This window comes from Rhodococcus sp. AH-ZY2 (genome assembly GCF_030916465.1).
Lineage (GTDB): Bacteria > Actinomycetota > Actinomycetes > Mycobacteriales > Mycobacteriaceae > Rhodococcus > Rhodococcus ruber.
The window spans coordinates 4,458,802-4,476,876 of the sequence record NZ_CP126458.1 but is presented as its reverse complement, the minus strand read 5'-3'; the positions used below and the strand labels follow the sequence as shown (position 1 = coordinate 4,476,876).

Here is an 18,075-nt window from a genome sequence, read left to right as displayed (position 1 = left end):
GGGTTGAGTCACACTTCCACGGTAGTGGGGCTCGCCGCCGCGGCCTCCGGGGTTCTGGCAACGTACTGCGCACCCTGCCGGACGGGGACGAACACCGTCACCAGGGCGCCGGCCACGGCGATGCCGGCGAAGATGTAGAAGCTCACGTCGTTGCTCAGCCCGGCGCCGATGAGCAGGCCGCCGATGATGGGACCGAAGATGCCGCCGAGCCGGCCGAATCCGGCGCACCAGGCGACGCCGGCACCGCGCGCGGCCGTCTCGTAGTAGTTGGAGACGAACCCGTAGATGAGCACCTGGGTGCCGATCGTGCCGACCCCGGCGATCGCCACCGCGGTCAGCAGGACCGGCAGCGGGAACCCGAAGGTGAGCAGGATCAGTGCCAGTCCGGCGAGACCGAACGTGGTGGCGATGACCGGCTGGGGGCCGCGGCCGTCGGCGATCCGGGAGGCCAGGAGGCCACCGATGATCGCGCCGCCGTTGAGGACCAGCAGGAATGCGAGCGAACCCTTCGCGTCGTAGCCGGCGTCGGCCATGATCTTCGGCAGCCACGTGTTCAGCCCGTAGGTCAGCAGCAGCCCGGCGAAGCTCATCAGTCCGAGCAGGGTCGTGCCCCACGCGTAGCGGCGGGTGGCCAGGGCGGCGAAGCCGACCTTCTCGGCCGGGGCCGGAGCGGCCGTGGGCCGCGGGAGGCCGAACTTGTCGCAGACCGCGGCGGCCTCGTCCGTCCGTCCGCGCGCCTGCAGCCACATCGGGGATTCGGGGAGCTTGACCAGGGCCAGGGGCAGCAGGATCACCAGGGGCAGTGCGCCGATCCAGAACAGGCCCCGCCAGCCGATGGCGTCGCGCAGCACGATGGCGAGCAGGGAGGCGAGGACGCCACCGGCGGGGACGCCGCTGTAGACGATCGCGTTGAACAGGTTCCGCTTTCCGGGCGGGGCGAACTCGGCCACCACGGCGCCCGCGGTGGCGACGAGACCGCCGACGCCGATGCCGGTGAAGAAGCGCAGGATGCCGAAGGAGGTGATGCTGGTGGCCATCGCGGTGGCGCCCATGCCGACGGAGAACCAGACGATGTTGATCAGCATCATCTTCCGCCGCCCGATCCGGTCGCCGAACGCGCCGCTGAGCAGGGCGCCGACCATGACGCCGATGAGGGCGTACGAGCCGAGCGCGCCGCCCTGCTGCGCGGAGATCGCGCCGATCTGGGTGGGGTCGGCCATCAGTGTGGGCAGGATCGTCCCGTAGACGACGAGGTCGTAGCCGTCGAAGATGATCGCCAGCGTGGCGAGGGCGACGACCCAGATGACGCTGTTGCGGTGCCGGGGACTCGCCCAGGCGGTTGTGTTGTCGGCCATGTCGGCTCCGGTCTGTGAGTGCGGTCACAAGGAAAACGGGGCAGAAAGAGGGCCTCACCAGCAGGGGATCCCTGGCCTGCCGGTGAGGCCTGTGGCGGAGCTGGGGTGGCTACCCCGGATCGCCGCCGGCGACGGGAAGGACCGTGCCGGTGATGTAGGAGGCCTCGTCCGAGGCCAGGAAGGTGATCGCGGCGGCCTGCTCGTCGAGCGTGCCGTACCGCTTGAGCAGTGACGAGTCGACGGTCTGGTCCACGATCTGCTGGTACCAGACCTTCTCCTGCTCGCTCTGCGCGGCGGGGCCGCGCGCCACCCGGCGGGCGGGGGCGTCGGTGCCGCCGGGGGCGGTGGCGACGACCCGGATCCCGTGCGGGGCGGCCTCGAGGGCGAGCGCGGAGGTGATCGCGTTGACCCCGCCCTTGGCCGCGGCGTACGGGACACGGTTGACGCCGCGGGTCGCGACGGAGGACACGTTGACGATCGTGCCCGACCGTTGCTCGATCAGATGCGGCAGCACCGCGCGGCACGTCCACAGCGTCGGGAACAGCGACCGCTGCACCTCCGCCTGGATCTGCTCCGGCGTGTACTGCTCGTACGGCTTCGCCCAGATCGTCCCGCCGACGTTGTTGACGAGCACGTCGATGCGGCCGTGCTGCTGCCGGGCCTCGTCGATCGCGGACTGCGCTCCCTCGAACACCTCGAGGTCGGCGGTGACGGAGTGCGCCTGGAAACCCTTCTCGCGCAGTTCCTTCGCCACGTCGTGCACCAGCTCGGAGCGGTCGACGAGGATCACGGATCCCCCTTCGGCCGCGATGCGGGTCGCGACCACGAGGCCGATGCCCTGCGCGGCGCCGGTGACGGTGACGACCCGGCCGTCGAAGCGGCCCGGATACACGGTGCCCACGGGCAGGAGGACGCTCACGCGATCTCCGCCTTCGCGGAGTCCTCGATGGCGCGGCGCATCGTCGCCTTGGCGTGCTCGGCATGGCTGACGATGAGATCGCGGGCCGCCGCGCGGTCCTTGCGTTCGAACGCCCGCACGATCTGCAGGTGGTCGTGCGGAACCTGCTCGTCCACCCACTGCGCGGTGCGCAGCACCTTGCGCATCAGCTGCGTCACCTCGAGCCGGTTGTACGCCTCGAGCAGCACCGGGTTGCCGCAGCAGCGGAACAGGAACTCGTGGAAGGCGGCGTTGGTGTCGGTGAACGCGCCCGCATCGGTGAAGCGGTCGTGGTCGATCGACGCGGTCGACGCCTCGGCGAGAATCCGGAACTCCACGAGCTGCGCGTCGGTGAGCCGGCCGATGGTCAGCTCCAGCGCGCCGAGCTCGAGCGCCATGCGCGCGTCGAACTGGGCGTCGGACTCGGTGACGGGCGGGTGCTCCTCGCCGATCTCGTAGTTGTCCTGTGCCACGGGGTTCGCGGGCCCGAGCGAGACCGGCAGTCCGGTTTCGGCGGCGGCCTTCTCGGCCGCGATGCGCTCCGCCTCGGTGGGCTCGGGTGCCTGCCCGGCGGCGCCCGTCGCGGAGTTGTTGAACTTCTCGAAGAAGAAGTTGGCGGGCGTGAGACCCTCGCTGTCGAAGTGCGTGCGCACCGCCTCGACCATCGGCGGCGGCCCGCACAGGTACACGTCGACATCGCCGTCGTTCAGGTGCTTCGGCTCGAACAGCGACGTGACGTAACCCTTGTTCGCGGCCGAAGTGGCCGGGTCGGAGACGCAGTACTCGAACGTGAAGTTCGGCAGCGACCGCGTGTACTCCTCGAGCTTGTCGAGTTCGACGACGTCCTGATCGAACGAGGCGCCGTAGATCAGATGCACCGGCAGGCCGCTGTCCTGCTCCTGCATCCTGGCGAGGATGGCCAGGATCGGGGCGAGCCCGGTGCCGCCGGCGAGCAGCAGCGCGGGCCGCGTGCGCTCGCGCAGGAAGAAGCTGCCGAACGGACCGGTGAACTCCAGCGTGTCGCCGACCTGGGCGCGGTCGCGCAGGTACTCCGACATCAGGCCACCCTCGGTGATCTTCACCAGGAACGACAGGTGCGGATCGTTGGGGCCGGTGCTGAACGAGTACGACCGGGTCTGCCCGGTGCCGGGCACCGTGATGTTGACGTACTGGCCCGGCAGGAACACCAGCTCGTCGCGGTTCGGGATCTCGACGGTGAACCCGACGGTGCTGTCGGAGAAGCGGCGGATGTCGGTGATCGTCGCCGTGTAGGTCGCCGCCGCGGTCTTCGCGACGTCGGAAGTCGTGGCGATCTGCAGCACGAGGTCCGACTCGGGCGTCATCTGGCACGGCAGGCAATAACCCTGCTCGGCCTCGTCGTCGGTCAGCGCCTCCTCGATGTAGTCGCCGCCGTCGTAGGTGCCGGACTCGCACAGCGCCTTGCAGGTACCGCACGCGCCGTCACGGCAGTCGAGAGGAATGTTGATGCGCGCCTTGTACGACGCGTCGGCGACCGTCTCGTTCGGTCCGCACTTGACGAAGCGGGTCACCCCGTCCTCGAAGCTCAATGCCACCTGGAAACTCACGGCACGGGCCTCCTTTCGTGAATCGGGGGTGGATCAGACGACGTAGACGTCCACGATGTGGTGGATGTAGTCGTTCTTGAGCACGATCTTCTTCTTCTTGATCACCGGCTGGGCGCCCGAGACGTCGAGCGTGACGAACGTCGTGCCGAAATAGGTGTCGGTGGTGTTGTACCGGTAGTACAGCGAGAACCAGTTGTGGCGCAGGTCGATCTCCGTGCCGCGGCGCTCGAGGATCTCGACGTTGGTGATGTTGTGGCCGGTGCGCGGTTCGGGCAGCGACGTCGCGGACGAGCGGTCGGTGCGGATGCGGAACACCCGGTCCTCGAGGCCGCCCCGGTTGGGGTAGTAGATGAGCGAGATCTCGCGCTGCGGGTCCGTGGTGAGCTCACCGTTGTCGTCCCACGCCGGCATCCAGTACTCGGCCTGCGGGTGGTAGCACTCGAGCCACTTCTCGAACTCGCGGTCGTCGAGGAGACGGGCCTCGCGGTAGAGGAACTGCTCGATGTCGTTCTGGGTCAATTCCATTGCGGTGGTCATGTTCTCGTCTTCCTCAGCGCTCGTTCGCGGCGGTGGACTCGGCGGCGGCCTCGGCCGCGACGGCCTTGCGCATACTGTCGAGCCAGAAGCCGTGCTGGATCGGGTACAGGCCCTCGTCCTCGGTCTTCACCCCGCTCGACAGCACGTTCTTCATGCCGAGGTCGAGCGCGACCTGGTCCGGTCCGTTCAGCTGGTGGGTCGCGCCGCGGCTCAGGTCGTTCCACGGTGCGGCGGTGGCCAGGTAGGTCTTCTGGCAGGACCGGAACTCCTCGAGATCGTCAGGGGTGGCCATACCGGTGGCGTTGAAGAAGTCCTCGTACTGCCGGATGCGGTTGGCGCGGGACTCGGCGCTCTCCCCCTTCGGGGCGATGCAGTAGATGGTGACCTCGGTCTTGTCCACCGAGATCGGCCGGAAATGCCGGATCTGCGACGAGAACTGGTCCATCAGGTACACGTTCGGGTACAGGCACAGGTTGCGCGACGCCCCGACCATGAACTCGGCCTTCTTCTCGCCGAACTCGGCGGCGAGTTCCGCCCGGCGCGGGTAGAGCGGACGGTCCTGCGGGTTGCCCCACCACATCCACAGCAGCAGGTGGCCGTTGTCGAACGAGTGGTAGCCGCCGCCCTGCTTGCCCCAGGTGCCGGCGTCCATCGCCTTGGTCTCGTTGGCCGACTCGCCGGCGGTGCGGCGCGCGGTGGTGGCCGCGTAGTTCCAGTGCGTGGCCGACACGTGGTAGCCGTCGGCGCCGTTCTCGGCCTGCAGCTTCCAGTTCCCGTCGTAGGTGTAGGTCGAGGAGCCGCGCAGCACCTCGAGGCCCTCGGGAGACTGGTCGACGATCATGTCGATGATCTTGGTGGTGTCGCCGAGGTGTTCCTCGAGCGACTTGACGTCGGCGTTCAGGCTGCCGAAGAGGAACCCGCGGTAGCTTTCGAAGCGGGCGACCTTGGTCAGGTCGTGGCTGCCGTCCTTGTTGAACTGTTCCGGGTAGCCGGCGTCGCGCGGGTCCTTGACCTTGAGCAGCTTGCCGTTGTTGCGGAAGGTCCAGCCGTGGAAGGGGCACGTGAACGTCGTGCGGTTGTCGGTCTTGCGGCGGCACAGCATGGCGCCGCGGTGGCTGCACGCGTTGATCAGGCAGTGCAGCTCGCCCTCCTTGTCGCGGCTGATCACGATGGGCTGGCGGCCGATGTAGGTGGTGAAGTAGTCCCCGTTGTTCGGGATCTGGCTCTCGTGCGCGAGGTAGACCCAGTTGCCTTCGAAGATGTGCTTCATCTCCAGCTCGAAGATCTCTTCGTCGGTGAAGATGTTGCGGCGCACCTGGTATCGGCCGGTCTCCGCGTCTTCGACGAGGGCGCCGTCGAGTTCGGCGCGCACGTGGTCCAGGGTCTCGGTCATGGGGATCCTCCAGAAAGGGTGTCGGTCGGCCCCGGATGGCGAGCGGGGCTGTCTCCGCGTTGCCATTCAGACTGCCAGCATGTGGCCGTAGTCACACCAGGCAAATACCTAGGCCTACCTATGACCCTCGGCAGGAGGGTAAGAGGTCCTCAATCGCCCGGTGCGTCCTTTGGGCTGCCGGGGCAGCCCAAAGGACGCACCGGTCGACTACGCCGCCGAGACGAACTTCTCCCGGTGGATCCGCCGCGGCGACATCCGTCGCCGCTTGAACGCCTTGACGGCGCTGTCGACGAACGCCTCGGAGCCGCAGATGTAGCCGGTGTACTCCTTCGCCGACGCCACATCCTCGACGAACGCGTCGGTCGCGTAGCCCTCGCGGTCGCCGCCGGTCTCGCGACTCAGGCACGTGACCAGCCGGAAGCCCGGGTACTGGCCTTCCCATTCCCGCAGCAGTGCGACGTCGTACAGGTCCTCGGCCGTACGCACCCCGTGGTAGACGGTGATCTCCCGGTGCGGTTCGAGCGCCAGTGCGTGCCGCACGATGCTCTTCATCGGTGCGAGTCCAGTCCCGCCCGCGAGCAGAACCATCGGTCCCGTCGACTCGGCGTCGAAGGTGAAGTCGCCGAACGGTCCCGTGACGTCGACCCGGTCCCCGACCGAGACGGTCCCGAAGATCCATCCGTCGCTGGCCACCCCGCCCGGCCGGCGCCGGATGTGCAGTTCGAGCAGCTTCGGCTCGCTCGGCGGGTTCGCGAGGGAGTACTGCCGCCGGACATCCGTGCCGGGCACCGTCACCTCGACGTACTGCCCCGCCGAGAACTCGAGCGGTGTGTCCAGGGTGAGCAGGACGCGCCGGGTGTCGCGTGCGATGTCGCGGACCTCGGTCACCGTGGCGACGAGATCCCGCAGCACGTGCGTGGCCGCGGTCTGCTCGCCCGCGGGAGGTTCGACGACGGTGTCCGCACCGACGGTCGCCTGGCAGGCCAGGGCGAATCCGTCGGCCCGCTCGGTCGGCGGCAGGGTGTCCTCGGGCGAGGCGTTGTGCTCGACCGAGCCGGAACGGACGCGGATCTTGCACGTGCCGCACGTGCCCTGGTTGCAGGAGTTGGGCATCCACACGCCGCCGCGGAGGAGGGCGTCGAGGACGGTCTGATCGGGTCCGCACGGCACGGTGGTGGTGCCGACGGTGACGGTGTGCTGGGTCATGGCAGTTTCCTGATCGCTCGACGAGGTCAGATTTCCCACGTGACGTGCAGCGCGGTGGGGCCGCGGAAACCCCAGCCCCAGAACTCGACGTCGGCGTCGGTGTCCCGCTCCAGGTTGGGGATGGTCTCGAGCAGCTCCTCGAGCCCGATGCGGCACACGTGGTTGGCGAAGTAGATGCCTGCGCACGCGTGCTTGCCGGCGCCGAACGCCAGGTGCGGCAGCGGGGGACGGGTCAGGTCGTACGCGGTGGGGGCGTCGTACTTGCCGGTGTCGTGGTTGGCCGAGCCGTACGACAGGATCACCACGGTGCCCTCGGCGATGTCGATTCCGGCCACCGTCGTGTCGCGGGTCGCGATGCGCGCGGTCGCGGACCAGATCGGCGACGTCCAGCGCATGCCCTCGGCGATCGCGCGGGGAATCAGATCCGGGTCGTCGACGACGGCCTCGAACTGCTCGGGCCGGGTGAACAGGCCGGCGAGGGTCGAGCCCATCGCGTGGCCCGGCTCCTGCATGGCGCCGAGCAGGAACACGTACAGCGTCGGGTAGATGTAGTCCCGGCCGCGGGTCTGTCCTTCCGGCATGCCGTCGTGCAGCCAGTGCGAGATCGCACTGTCGTCCGGGTGCTCGATCCAATGGTCGATCAGCGGGTCCACGACGGCCTGGATCTCGGCCTTCGCACGGTCGCCGTCCGCGAACCGCTCCTGGTTGGTGAACTCGCCGTTCTCGTCGACCGCGGCATTGGTGAACGACAGCGACAGCCGGTGGAACCAGTCGCGCAGCGTGTCGGAGGAGACGTCCTTCAGGCCGAGCAGGTCGCCGAGCGCGCGGACGCTGACCGGCTCGCAGAACTGGGCCATGAGGTCGGCCCTGCCGTCGGACTCGAAGGCCTCGACGTACCGGCGGGCGATCGGCCGGACCAGGTCGTCGATCCACCGGTCCACCTCGGCCGGCTGCAGCGCCGGCTCGACCATCGAGCGCAGATCCTCGTGGATGTCGCCGTTGACGCCGATGATCGCGGGATGCCCGAAGGTGCGGCCACCGGCGGGCGTGATGACGGCCTCGAAGTCGCCGCTGGTCGCAATGGCGTGGCAGGCCTCGGTGGTCGAGGCGACGTAGGCGCCGAGCACCGGCACGTAGGCGACGGGTGCCTCGGCGCGCAGCCGCTCGTACACGGGGTACGGGTTGCGTTCGAGCTGGGTCATGGTGATCTCGTCGATCCACGAAAGGGTGCTCGTCATGGGTTCTGCTCCTGGATGTGTCGTCGGCCGCGACGCACGCCCGGGTGGGTCGTCGTCGTGTGACCGGGAACATATGACGGGGGTCACGCCGGCGCCGAGACGATGTGCGCGGCGGCTGGACACATCGCGCGACTTTGTGTGATCGGGGTCTCCGATCCGTACCCTCGGGGTGTGAGCACGGCCGAGATCGGAGACTGGGACGCCGCGTCCCGGGCGGTGGCGGACGCGTACTTCCCGCACGAGCTGACCGATCTGTCGGGTACGGACCGGCCCGCGCTGTCGTTGCGGACCGTCGACCTGGGTGGGGTGACCCTCGGACGCCTGCACTGGGGTGCCGACGTCGCGATCGCGTGCGACTATCCCGGCGCGTACGAGGTGAACATCCCGCTCACCGGCCGGCTCGAGTCGCGCGGCAGCCACGGCGAGGTCGTGTCGGCGCCCGGTCAGGCCACCGTGTTCCGGGCCGACACGCCGAGCATGATCACCCGATGGGGCGCAACGTGTTCCGTTCTCGGTGTCAAGTTCGACCGGGACCACCTGGAGCGGGAGGCCGACCGGATCCTCGGTTCGCCGGTGCGCACGAAGCTGGTGCTGCCCGACCAGCTGGACCTGACCGGCCCGGCGAGCGAATGGCACGGGCTGGTACGGGCGCTGTCCGAACAGCTCGACGGCGGCCTGGAGATGGTGAGCAACCCGATCGTCGGTGCCCAGCTCGCCGGGGCGGTCACCGCGGCGTTCGTCCTCGCCGTCTCCCCGCAGGACGGGCCGGCCGCTCCGCCGCGGCCGGGCATGGTCCGCCGCGTCCTCGACGCCCTGAACGACGATCCCGCCCGGGCGTGGACCGCGGCCGACATGGCCGAGCTGGCCGGGACCAGCGTCCGGCGCCTGCAGGAGGCGTTCGCCGACTACGTCGGGGCCAGCCCGTCGGCGTGCCTGCTCGACATCCGGCTCAGCCGCGCGCACCACGACCTGGTTGCCGGCGCCGGGGCGGTCACGGTCGCCGACGTGGCCTACCGGTGGGGTTTCGGTCACCCCGGACGGTTCGCCACGGCGTTCAAGCGGCGCTACGGGACGACGCCGGCGCAGGTGCTGCGCGGCCGGTGACACAGCAGTCCCGGATGTCGACAACCGTCGCGAAGGCTGTCGATGTCCGGGACCGGTGTCGCTGTGGGCCTACCCGACCCAGAACTGCGGGGTGGGCCGGTCGAACGACAACTCCGGGAAGTCGTCGTCGCAGATCGGTACCCGGGCGCGGCGCTCGACGTAGTCGTGGCCGTAGTCGCGCATGTGACCGAGGCACGCGACGGTGTATCCCACGGGATCGGGGTGGGCGGTGGTGGCCGGCCGGAAGAGATTGGGAAAACCGTTCTCCGTCAACGTGATTGCCGTGCACCGCGCACCGTCGCGGCCGTGCAGTGGGAGGGTGCCGTCCCCGTCGACGACGAACTTGGCGCGCGCGACGACGGTCGCTCCGTCGACGATCTCCCAGCGGTGGTCGACCTCGTCGTAGCGGGCGGCGGTGGCCTCGTCCGCCTCCAGCACGGCCAAGCGCACCTCGTCGCGCAGGCGGGTGGCCGCCCGCCGGGAGGCGAAGGAGTGCCCGAGGACCACGGCGTCGAACTCCGGGACCGGGGCGGGGACGACGAACGTCGATGCGGTGGTCATCGCGGCACTCCTTCGCGGGTGGAACGCCGCGCGCGGGCGGCAGGGGATCGCCCGCGCGCGGCAGCTGGGGTTACTTGCGGTAGTAGGCGCTGACGTCGTCGTTGCCGATCAGGTCGGGCACGGTCCAGCCGTCGAGGTCGTACTCGCTCATGAACTGCTCGGCCAGGCCCTTCATGCCGGAGACGATGCCGCGGTTCTCGGCGGCGAACAGCAGCTCGGCCTTGACGTTCTCGTGGTTGCCGGAGTAGTTGCGCTCGTAGAGTTCGTGGCGGCCGCCGAATTCGGAGCCGATCGAGTCCCACAGCGCCTTCATCACCTTGACCCGGTCCACCGCGGTGATGCCGTCCGAGCCGCGGACGTACTTGTCCAGGTACGGGCGCACCTCGGGGCTCTTGAAGTCCGCGGCCGACGAGGGCAGGTAGATCAGGCCCGACGCGACGTCCTGCTCGATGATCTCCTTGATGCGCGGGTAGCCCTGGATCATGAACATCCGATAGGTCAGGCCGTATTCGAGCTTCGGGATGACGGTGTCCCCGATCCAGGGCTCGGGGTCGCGGGCCATCGACTCGGTCAGCGACCAGAACAGGTTGCGCCAGCCGATGACCTCGCCGACGCGGGTCTGCACGCCGCGGAACCCGCCGGCGCCGGTCGCGTCGAGGGCCTTCATCAGCAGGCCGGCGATGAAGTCGAGCTTGACCGCCAGACGGGTGCAGCCCTGGAAGGTGAACCGGGGCAGGAAGCCGGACTGCGGGAAGAACGCGTTGATCTTCTCCACGTCGCCGTACATGAACACGTTCTCCCACGGCACCAGCACCTTGTCGAAGATGAAGATGGCGTCGTTCTCGTCCATGCGCGACGAGAGCGGGTAGTCGAACGGCGAGCCGACGACATTGGCGTTCTGGCTGTAGGAGGCCCGCGAGATGAGCTTGATGCCGGGAGCGTCCATCGGCACCGTGCAGATCAGGGCGAATTCCTTCTTCTTGATCGGCAGGCCGTAGTGGGCGATGAAGTTGTAGTTGGTGATCGCCGAGCCGGTGGCGACGACCTTGGCGCCGGAGACGATCAGGCCCGCGTCGGTCTCCTTCTCGACCTTCATGAACACGTCCCCGACCTGGTCGGGCGGGAGCTGACGGTCCACCGGGGGGTTGATGATGGCGTGGTTCCAGTACAGGACCTTCTCCTGCGATTCGCGGTACCAGCGCTCGGCGTTGTCCTGGAACGGGGCGTAGAGCTCGCTGTTGGCGTTGAGCGTGCCGAGGAAGGAGGCCTTGTAGTCGGGGGACCGGCCCATCCAGCCGTAGGTCATCCGCGCCCAGGTGGCGATGGCGTCGCGCTCTTTCAGCAGGTCGTCGGAGGTCTTCGGGGTGCGGAAGAACGGCATGGTCACCCCGCCGTTGCCGGTGTCGGTGGGGCAGGTGAGGGTGCCGACGTGCTCACCGGTGTGCAGCGCGTCGTACAGCCGGGCGGTCATGCGGATGGAGTTGCGGAACGCCGGGTGGTTGGTGAAGTCCTTGACGCGCTCGCCGTGCAGCCAGATCTCGCGGCCGTCCTTGATCGACTCGATGTACTCGTCGCCGGTCATCGGTCGCGTGGCGAAGTTCTGCTGCCGGTTCGCCGGGGCGTCGGCGGCGACGTTGACCTCGGAACGGTCGATCGCGTTCTCGTCGGGACGGGACTCGAGGGTGGTCATGGCTGTCTCCTTGCGAATGGGACGTGACTGGGATGGAAGATGCGGGGTCAGCGGACGGCGGTGTCGACGTGCAGCGGGGTGAACCGGGTCCGGGCGTCGAACCAGCCGCTGTGCGGGTCGTCCATCGACCCGTTCCACGCCGCGGAGGCGCTCGGTGCGCCGAGTTCGTGGAAGGTGCTGCGGTAGAACAGCAGCGGCTCGGTGTCGCGGCACTGCGCGTCGACGATCTCGCCGATGTAGATGACGTGGTCGCCGCCGTCGTACTCGCGCCACGGAACGCAGGACAGGGTTGCCGCTGCTCCGGTGAGCACCGGTGCGGTGGGGCCGTCCTCGAACACCGGGCCGGGGGTCTGCGGCCGGCCGGCGAAGTGCAGGGCGGTGTCGACCTGGTCGGCGGCGAGGATGTTCACCGCGAACGGCGCGCCGGAGAGGAAGGCGCACGCCTTGGACGTCCGGGTCAGGGTGACCTGGCACAGGCGGGGCTCGAGGGAGACCGCGGTGAACGCGGTGACCGTTGCGCCGTGCGGGGTGCCCTCGTGGTTGGCGCAGGTGATCACGGTGACGCCACTTGCGAACTGTCCGAAGATGTTTCGGAGCCGACGCTGATCCATTTCGGCGCTCCTTGCCGGTCGTTCCGTCATGATGTGATGTAGACCATAGGAGCGGTCGGACGGCCTTCGCGATCCGCTGAGCGCGGTCGCTATCCGTTCGACGCGGTCGTCATGACGAACGACGCTGTTTGCCCGGGGACGTGTTGCTCATCACACTGGGTAGTAGTGTTCGCGGACACGGGCTGAAAGCCCTCGGACGACACGGGCTGAAAGCCCTCGGACGACACGGGCTGAAAGCCCTCGGACGACACGGGCTGAAATGCCCCGAGGATGCAGGGCCGAAGGTCCCGAGAATGCACACGGGAGGTGCACACGTGGTGTCGACGCCGGAGCCGGTCGACTGGGACGAGGCCGAGCATGTGGTGTCCGACGCGTATTTCCCGCACACCCTGACCCCGCTCGCACGAGGTTCGGAACCCCATGTCAACGTGCGGTCGCTGCAGCTCGGTCCGCTGCGGCTCGCGCGTATCGGCTGGGGGGCCGAGGTCGCGGTGGATTCGGATCATCCGGGTGCGTACGCGGTCAACATCCCGCTGTCCGGCCACATCGAGTCGGTGGCGGCGGGACAGGAAGTGAGTTCCGCCCAGGGGCAGGCCTCGGTGTTCCGGCCCGACACGGCGGCGCGGATCACCCGGTGGACCGAGGACTGCGAGATCGTCGGAGTCAAGCTCGACCGTGACTACCTCGACCGCGAGATGCACCGGATCCTCGGTCGTCCCGACCTCGGGCTGCCCGACCAGGTGGACCTGACGAGCGAGGCGGGGCGGAGCTGGATGGCCCTGCTGCAGTCGGTGGTCGAGCAGCTGCGGGCGGACGAGGGGCTGTGGCGCAACCCCCTCGTCGCCGACCAGCTTTCCGGGGCGCTGACCTCGGCATTCGTGCTCGCCGTGATGCCGAACGCGGGTGCCGGCACGGCGGCGCGGCCACGGATCGTCAAGCGCGTTCTCGACCGCATCCACGAGGACCCGGCGCAGCCGTGGACCACCGCGGACATGGCCGAGCTGGCGGGTGTGAGTGTGCGCCGGCTGCAGGAGGGCTTCCGCGAGTACCTCGGTGTCTGTCCCCGCGACTACCTGCTCGATCTGCGGCTCGAGCGGATCCACGAGGAACTCGCGGCCGGCGACCCGGCGACGACGTCGGTCACGGACGTGGCCCTGCGCTGGGGGATGACCCACACCGGCCGATTCGCGGCCGCCTACCGCCGCAAGTACGGGGTGGCGCCGTCGGCGACCCTGCGGGGTTGACGCGCCCTATCCGCGGTATCCGAGGTCGGCGCCGAGGGCGTGCGCGGACTTCATCAGGCATTCCGCGGCGAGCTCGCGGAACTCCCCGGGTGTGTGCCGGGCCGTCGATGTCGAGCAGGCGAGCACGCCGACCACGGTGCCGGTCGCGTCCCGGACCGGCGCCGCGGCCGAGATCAGCCCCTCCTCGAGCTCGGCGGAGGTGAGCGCGTAGCCCTGGGCACGCACGCGCGCGAGCTCGGCGCGCAATTCGTCGGCGTTGCGCACGGTGGCGGTGGCGAGCTTCTCGAAGCGGGTCGCGGCGACGACCTGCTCGACGAGTTCCTCGGGTGCCCACGCCAGCAGCGCCCGGCCCATCGACGTGGCGTACGCCGGGACCCGGGTGCCGACCGAGACGTTGATGCTCATGATGCGGCGCACGGGGACGCGGGCGGCGTAGACGACCTCCGCGCCGTCGAGCACCCCGAGGGAGGCGGATTCGCCGGTGTACTCGGCGATCTCCACCAGTCGCGGCATGGCCGCCTCGACCAGGGCGTGGGAGGCGGAGTAGTGCTGGCCGATGCTGAGCACGCGCGGGGTCAGCGACCAGCGGCTGCCGGTGCTGGTCACGTAGCCGAGCTTCTGCAGGGTGAGCAGGATGCGGCGCACCGCAGGGCGGGACAGGTCGGTCTTCGCTGCCAGTTCGGCGAGGGACGGGGTGGGATGCCGCTCGTCGAACGCGAGCAGCACCGCGAAGCCCCGTTCGATGCTCTGGACGAAATCCCGGTCCTGACTAGGCATTGTGGTCTCCTACCTGCGGTTTCGGGCAATCCGGGCGCCCGGGTGTTGACAATCACCTGTGACTGGACGCACAGTGTGTGTACGCACTGCGATACGGAAGTACGCACAGCGTACAACCCGAGTGGCGAGAGCGCCAGCCCCGCGATCACCACCCACAGCTTTCGCGACCACCGTTCGAGCCTCGCCGAGGAGGACACATGACCACCACCGAAAACCCCACCGCCCACGCCTCGGGCAACGCCGCCACCGACAAGTTCAAGAGCGAGCGGGTCTCGTCGGACACGTCGGTCGAGCGCGCCGCTGCCATCTACAAGGACGTGCTCGGTGCGTTCGCCGAGATCATCCACAAGCACCAGGTCACCTACGACGAGTACCGGGTGCTCAAGCAGTGGATGATCGACGTCGGCGAGTACGGCGAGTGGCCGCTGTGGCTGGACGTCTTCGTCGAGCACGAGATCGAGGAAGTGCACTACAACCGCAAGCACTTCTCCGGCACCAAGGGCAGCATCGAGGGCCCCTACTACGTGCCGGACTCGCCGAAGCTGCCGGCCAAGTGCACCATGCCGATGCGCGAGCAGGACAAGGCCGCCGAGGCGCTGATCTTCAAGGGCCAGGTCACCGACCTCGAGGGCAAGGGCCTGCAGGGCGCCACCGTCGAGCTGTGGCACGCCGACGAGGAGGGCTACTACTCGCAGTTCGCCCCCGGCATCCCCGAGTGGAACCTGCGCGGCACCATCGAGTGCGACGACGAGGGCAACTTCGAGATCACCACGCTCAAGCCCGCGCCCTACAAGATCCCGGCCGACGGCCCGACCGGCTGGTTCATCGACTCCTACGGCGGCCACCCGTGGCGTCCCGCCCACCTGCACCTCATGGTGAAGGCGCCGGGCAAGCGCGCCATCACCACCCAGCTCTACTTCCAGGGCGGCGAGTGGGTCGAGGACGACGTCGCGACCGCGACCAAGCCCGAGCTGATCCTGGACCCGCAGCCGAACGCCGACGGCGTCGACGAGGTGACCTACAACTTCGCGCTCGACCCCGAGGCCTGAGCACTCCTGTGAACCGGGTCCACGAGTGGTGACGAATGCCGGTGTCCGCCAAGGGCACCGGCATTCGTCGTCGCGGAGGCCCGGCTGTTGCCCGCATCACCGCCGAAATCCGATTGTGAGCTGTTCGATGTCCGACCCCGACCTGAAGATCGTCTCGATCGATACGACGATCGTCGACGTACCGCTCGTGCGTCCCCACAAGTTCGCCACCACCACCGCCGAGAAGCAACCCATCCTGCTCGTGGCGATCACCACCGCGGGCGGGGTCACCGGCCACGGAGAGGGCGTCGTCCCCGGCGGTCCGTGGTGGGGCGGCGAATCCGTCGAGACCATGAAGGCGATCGTCGACCGCTACATCGCCCCCTACATCACCGGCCGCGGCGTCGACGAGATCAGCGGCATCATGGTCGACATCGAACGCGTCGTCTCCGGCGCCCGTTTCGCCAAGGCGGCCGTCGACGTCGCCCTGCACGACGCGTGGGCCCGCGCCCTCGGCGTCGGGGTGCACACCCTGCTCGGTGGCGCCTTCCGCACCGGCGTCGACGTGCGGTGGGCGCTCGGTGCGGCACCGGTCGAAGAAATCCTCGAGGAGGTCGAGGAGAAGATGGCGGCACGGCTGAACTTCGCGTTCAAGCTCAAGATGGGCGCGCTCGACCCGAAGGTCGACACCGAACGCGTCGTCACGATCGCTCAGGCCCTCGAGGGCAAGGCCGGCGTGAGCATCGACGTCAACGCCCGCTGGGACCGGTTCACCGCGCTGCGATACGTTCCGCAACTCGTCGACGGCGGTGTCGAGCTCATCGAGCAGCCCACCCCCGGCGAGCAGCGTGAAGTGCTCGCCGAGATCAACCGGCTCGTGTCCGCCCCGGTGATGGCCGACGAGTCCGTGCAGACCCCGCACGACGCCCTCGAGATCGCCAAGCTCGGGGCCGCCGACGTCATCGCCCTCAAGACCACCAAGTGCGGTGGTCTGCAGCGCAGCAAGGAGGTCGTGGCGGTCGCGAAGGCTGCCGGAATCCGCTGCCACGGCGCCACTTCGATCGAAGGACCCATCGGCACCGCGGCATCCGTCCACTTCGCCTGCGCCGAGCCGGGAATCAACTACGGCACCGAACTGTTCGGGCCGCAGCTGTTCGCCGTCGAACTCCTGCAGACCCCGCTGGACTACTCCGAGGGTCAGGTGCACCTGCCCCAGGGACCCGGCCTCGGCGTCGAACTCGACATGGACGTCGTCAAGCACCTCGCCCGCGACTGACCACCCCCCGTGCGCGGTTCCGGTAGCACCCGCTACCGGAACCGCGCACGGCCCGAAAGGAGTACCGACCATGGCACTGTTCCACGTTCGCATGGACGTCGACATCCCCCGCGACCTCGACCCCGAGGTGCGCGCCGAGACCGTCGCGCGGGAGAAGGCATACAGCCAGGAACTGCAGCGCGAGGGCAAGTGGCGGGAGATCTGGCGCATCGTCGGCAAGTACAGCAACATCAGCATCTTCGACGTCGACTCCGCCGACGAACTCCACGAGATCCTGTGGAACCTGCCGCTGTTCCCGTACATGAACATCGAGATCATGCCGCTGACCAAGCACGGGTCCGACATCAAGGACCAGTGACGCCCGGCAGGCCATACTCGGGTAATGGACCTGCCGCTGCACGACGTCTACGCCGAACCCACCCTCGCGGATCTGATGCCGTCCGTCCTCGCGTCCGCGGGGGTGCCCGGTGAGGCCAACCGTCTCGCCCTCCCCGAGCAGTCCCGCACCGTCGTGCTGCTCGTCGACGGCATGGGGTGGAACCTCCTGCGACGAAATGCGGCCGCCGCCCCCTTTCTCACCGGCCTCGACGGCCGGCCGATCCGCGCCGGATTTCCCACCACCACCGCGGTGAGCATCGCCTCGCTCGGCACCGGCCTGACCTCCGGCGCCCACGCCGTGACCGGCTACCAGTCCTACGTCGAGGAGATCGACGCCCCGTTCAACTGGCTGCGCTGGACCCTCGCGGGGACCGCCGTCGATCAGCGCGAGCGATTCGTCCCCGAATGGATACAGCCCCACCCGACGGTGTTCGAACGCGCCGACGCGGCCGGGCTGACGGTGACCACCGTCGTGCCCCGCAGTTTCGACGGCAGCGGCCTCACCCGGGCCGTGCTGCGCGGCGGCAACTTCGTCGGTGTCTCCGCCTACGGTGACCTGCTCGCCCACGTCGTCGCCGCCGTCACCGCCGACGACCGCACCCTCGTCTACTGCTACCTCGGCGAGGTCGACACGGTCGGGCACCTGTACGGACCCGAGTCCCCCTCCTGGACCGCGCAGCTGACCGTCGTCGACCGGTTCGTCGAGCAGCTCGTCGCTGCCCTGCCCGCCGGGACGCGGCTGCTGATCACCGCCGATCACGGCATGATCGACGCCTCCCGGGGCCGGCGCGTCGACTTCGACCATCTCCCCGCTCTCGCGGAGGACGTCGACGTGATCGCGGGCGAACCCCGCTGCCGGCACGTGCACACCCGGCGACCCGGCGCGGTGCTCGAGCGGTGGCGCAACGAACTCGGGGACGACCTGTGGGTCGGCACCCGCGACGACGTGATCGCCGGCGGACTGTTCGGCCCGGACCCCTCGCCCGCCGCGTGCCGGCGCATCGGTGACGTCGTCGCGATCGGGCTCGGCGAGTCCACGGTGATCCGTACCGACGGCGAGCTGGTCATGTCGCAGCTGCCCGGACAGCACGGTGCGCTGACCGACGAGGAGCTCCTGGTGCCGTTGCTGCAGGTCTGAGGCGGCGGATACGTGT

At 69.0% G+C, this 18,075-nt stretch carries 17 protein-coding genes; 6 read left to right on the top strand and 11 right to left on the bottom strand.

What is annotated here, in order from left to right; all coding sequences use genetic code 11:
• Positions 1–8 precede the first annotated feature (8 nt).
• The 7 genes from QNA09_RS21530 to QNA09_RS21500 all read right to left on the bottom strand — a co-directional run bounded on the left by QNA09_RS21530 (position 9) and on the right by QNA09_RS21500 (position 8,252).
• Positions 9–1,355 carry an aromatic acid/H+ symport family MFS transporter gene (locus QNA09_RS21530; protein WP_010596889.1) on the bottom strand — a complete coding sequence of 449 codons (1,347 nt, stop codon included), beginning with the start codon at positions 1,353–1,355 and terminating at the stop codon, positions 9–11.
• A 109-nt stretch (positions 1,356–1,464) separates the two neighbouring features.
• Positions 1,465–2,274 carry a 1,6-dihydroxycyclohexa-2,4-diene-1-carboxylate dehydrogenase gene (locus QNA09_RS21525; RefSeq protein WP_040271018.1) on the bottom strand — a complete coding sequence of 270 codons (810 nt, stop codon included), beginning with the start codon at positions 2,272–2,274 and terminating at the stop codon, positions 1,465–1,467.
• Positions 2,271–3,878 carry a benzoate 1,2-dioxygenase electron transfer component BenC gene (gene benC, locus QNA09_RS21520; protein WP_017679773.1) on the bottom strand — a complete coding sequence of 536 codons (1,608 nt, stop codon included), beginning with the start codon at positions 3,876–3,878 and terminating at the stop codon, positions 2,271–2,273. The genes QNA09_RS21525 and benC overlap by 4 nt, the downstream gene beginning before the upstream one ends.
• Positions 3,879–3,911: 33 nt before the next feature.
• Complete coding sequence (benB, locus tag QNA09_RS21515; RefSeq protein ID WP_003934529.1) at positions 3,912–4,415, bottom strand: benzoate 1,2-dioxygenase small subunit; 504 nt, start codon at positions 4,413–4,415, stop codon at positions 3,912–3,914.
• A 13-nt stretch (positions 4,416–4,428) separates the two neighbouring features.
• Positions 4,429–5,808, bottom strand: coding sequence for a benzoate 1,2-dioxygenase large subunit (benA, locus tag QNA09_RS21510; RefSeq protein WP_010596893.1), 1,380 nt, complete (start codon positions 5,806–5,808; stop codon positions 4,429–4,431).
• Positions 5,809–6,015: 207 nt separating this feature from the next.
• Entirely contained in the window at positions 6,016–7,014 is a 999-nt protein-coding gene (locus tag QNA09_RS21505) for a 2Fe-2S iron-sulfur cluster-binding protein (RefSeq protein WP_010596894.1), read from the bottom strand.
• Between the two features lie 26 nt (positions 7,015–7,040).
• Positions 7,041–8,252, bottom strand: a complete 1,212-nt coding sequence (locus tag QNA09_RS21500) for a cytochrome P450 (RefSeq protein WP_010596895.1) — start codon at positions 8,250–8,252, stop codon at positions 7,041–7,043.
• A gap of 138 nt (positions 8,253–8,390) precedes the next feature.
• Here QNA09_RS21500 and QNA09_RS21495 point away from each other — a divergent pair, with 138 nt between their 5' ends.
• Complete coding sequence (locus QNA09_RS21495) at positions 8,391–9,356, top strand: AraC family transcriptional regulator (protein WP_010596896.1); 966 nt, start codon at positions 8,391–8,393, stop codon at positions 9,354–9,356.
• A gap of 69 nt (positions 9,357–9,425) precedes the next feature.
• Here the strand turns inward: QNA09_RS21495 and QNA09_RS21490 are convergent, their stop codons facing one another.
• The 3 genes from QNA09_RS21490 to QNA09_RS21480 all read right to left on the bottom strand — a co-directional run bounded on the left by QNA09_RS21490 (position 9,426) and on the right by QNA09_RS21480 (position 12,218).
• Positions 9,426–9,917 (bottom strand): hypothetical protein, encoded by a 492-nt coding sequence (locus QNA09_RS21490; protein WP_010596897.1) that lies wholly within the window; start codon positions 9,915–9,917, stop codon positions 9,426–9,428.
• 70 nt (positions 9,918–9,987) lie between these two features.
• Positions 9,988–11,607 (bottom strand): 4-hydroxyphenylacetate 3-hydroxylase N-terminal domain-containing protein, encoded by a 1,620-nt coding sequence (locus QNA09_RS21485; protein WP_308072072.1) that lies wholly within the window; start codon positions 11,605–11,607, stop codon positions 9,988–9,990.
• Between the two features lie 47 nt (positions 11,608–11,654).
• A complete protein-coding gene (locus QNA09_RS21480) occupies positions 11,655–12,218 on the bottom strand; it encodes a flavin reductase family protein (RefSeq protein ID WP_010595767.1) in 564 nt (187 codons plus the stop codon).
• Positions 12,219–12,511: 293 nt separating this feature from the next.
• On the opposite strand from QNA09_RS21480, the gene QNA09_RS21475 reads away from it, so the two are divergent.
• Positions 12,512–13,462, top strand: coding sequence for an AraC family transcriptional regulator (locus QNA09_RS21475; protein ID WP_017679768.1), 951 nt, complete (start codon positions 12,512–12,514; stop codon positions 13,460–13,462).
• A 6-nt stretch (positions 13,463–13,468) separates the two neighbouring features.
• Here the strand turns inward: QNA09_RS21475 and QNA09_RS21470 are convergent, their stop codons facing one another.
• On the bottom strand, positions 13,469–14,239 hold the full coding sequence (locus tag QNA09_RS21470; RefSeq protein ID WP_010595764.1) for an IclR family transcriptional regulator C-terminal domain-containing protein: 771 nt from the start codon (positions 14,237–14,239) through the stop codon (positions 13,469–13,471).
• A gap of 197 nt (positions 14,240–14,436) precedes the next feature.
• Here QNA09_RS21470 and catA point away from each other — a divergent pair, with 197 nt between their 5' ends.
• The 4 genes from catA (at position 14,437) to QNA09_RS21450 (ending at position 18,059) form a co-directional block, all read left to right on the top strand.
• On the top strand, positions 14,437–15,288 hold the full coding sequence (gene catA / locus QNA09_RS21465) for a catechol 1,2-dioxygenase (RefSeq protein WP_010595763.1): 852 nt from the start codon (positions 14,437–14,439) through the stop codon (positions 15,286–15,288).
• Positions 15,289–15,415: 127 nt separating this feature from the next.
• Positions 15,416–16,543 carry a muconate/chloromuconate family cycloisomerase gene (locus QNA09_RS21460; protein ID WP_040271007.1) on the top strand — a complete coding sequence of 376 codons (1,128 nt, stop codon included), beginning with the start codon at positions 15,416–15,418 and terminating at the stop codon, positions 16,541–16,543.
• 70 nt (positions 16,544–16,613) lie between these two features.
• On the top strand, positions 16,614–16,901 hold the full coding sequence (gene catC / locus QNA09_RS21455; RefSeq protein ID WP_010595761.1) for a muconolactone Delta-isomerase: 288 nt from the start codon (positions 16,614–16,616) through the stop codon (positions 16,899–16,901).
• A 24-nt stretch (positions 16,902–16,925) separates the two neighbouring features.
• Entirely contained in the window at positions 16,926–18,059 is a 1,134-nt protein-coding gene (locus QNA09_RS21450; protein ID WP_059175119.1) for an alkaline phosphatase family protein, read from the top strand.
• The last annotated feature ends 16 nt before the right edge of the window (positions 18,060–18,075 follow it).